The following is a 1,290-nucleotide window of genomic DNA, read 5'->3' on the forward strand; positions in this document are numbered from 1 at the left end:
CGCGAATGTGATGCCTGCTCAACTCGTCTCTGTTCGCCGGGCAATCGCCGAGGGCGACTTCGACCGCGCTCGGCGGGAGTGGGCACAAATCTATCCGCTGCTGGACGCGATCATGTCTGCACCCTTCATCCAGGCCGTAAAGACCGCTACCGCTGCGGTCGGTTTCCCGATCGGCAGCCCCCGCAAGCCACTTGCCGACCTCGATCCCGAGACTGCGGCCAAGATCACGGCTTTGGCCGCGGCGCTGCCGCAGCTGACTACGTCTGCCTAAGAGGCATCGGCCAACGCGCACTGCTCCGACGTGCCCACGAGGTGCTTTGGGGCAGTGCGTAGTTCGGCTGTCGCAGGACATTTCGAGCGAAAGGGTCGCGCCTGGTGAACGTTGCTCAAGTCACGATCCCGTTGTGGGTAGACCTCGCCGCCATCACTATCGCGTCGATTTCCGGGGCGATCTTCGCGGCCAAATTCGACAACCACCGGATCGATCTCCTGGGGATCGGCATCGTCGGCGCGGCAACAGGACTCGGCGGTGCGTTTGCACGCGACGTGCTCCTCGGCGTCACACCGGCGGCACTGAGCAATAACTGGTACCTCCCGACAACCCTGGTGGCGGCGCTGATCGGGATGATGCTCGAACGCCTGATCGTCAGACTCGATTCGCTGTGGAAACTGCTCGACGCGTTGACGGTCGGGATGTATGCGGCGATCGGCATGACCAAGGCGCTCGGGATGGGCGTGGCGGTGCTACCCGCGACGTTCATCGGCGCCCTCGCGGCCGTCGGCGGATCGGCTCTGCGAGACATGCTGCTGGGGATACCCGTCGCGATGTTGCGGGTCGGCTCGCTCTACGCCGTAGCCGCGGTCGCCGGTACGGCCGCGTTGGCCGCGGCGCTCGGCTGTGGCGCCAACGCCCACATCGCCGCCATTGTGTGCGCGGTCTTCACCACCCTTGTCCGGATGTGTTCGGAACGATTCGGCTGGTCCCTTCCCGAGCAACGCTCGTGGATGCGAGGCAAAACCCCAGTTCGCGGCGCTCCTATGCGGGACACTGAGGGGTATGTCCGAGCCGAACCCACCCGATGACTACAGCGATCTGCGCGCACTGATCATCAATTGCACCCTCAAACCGTCGCCCGAGGTGAGCCACACCCAGGGACTGATCGACATCAGCGCAGGCATCATGGCCGCGCACGGTATTCAGGTCGAAGTCGTGCGGGCGGTCGATCACGACATCGCTACCGGTGTCTGGCCGGATATGCGCGAGCACGGCGCGAAGACCGACGATTGGCT

2 protein-coding genes and 1 pseudogene are annotated in these 1,290 nt (G+C 64.7%); all 3 read left to right on the top strand.

Annotated elements, in window-relative coordinates; all coding sequences use genetic code 11:
• Window positions 1-271, top strand: a 271-nt coding sequence (locus A8G08_RS04945) for a dihydrodipicolinate synthase family protein (RefSeq protein WP_187344433.1), incomplete at its 5' end; no start/stop codon positions are given.
• A gap of 104 nt (window positions 272-375) precedes the next feature.
• Window positions 376-1,083, top strand: a complete 708-nt coding sequence (locus A8G08_RS04950) for a trimeric intracellular cation channel family protein (RefSeq protein ID WP_068270938.1) — start codon at window positions 376-378, stop codon at window positions 1,081-1,083.
• A pseudogene (locus tag A8G08_RS04955) lies at window positions 1,058-1,290 on the top strand (flavodoxin family protein); the annotation flags it as partial. The gene A8G08_RS04950 and the pseudogene A8G08_RS04955, both read left to right, overlap by 26 nt.

The sequence above is a fragment of the Aldersonia kunmingensis genome (genome assembly GCF_001646865.1).
Classification (GTDB): domain Bacteria; phylum Actinomycetota; class Actinomycetes; order Mycobacteriales; family Mycobacteriaceae; genus Aldersonia; species Aldersonia kunmingensis.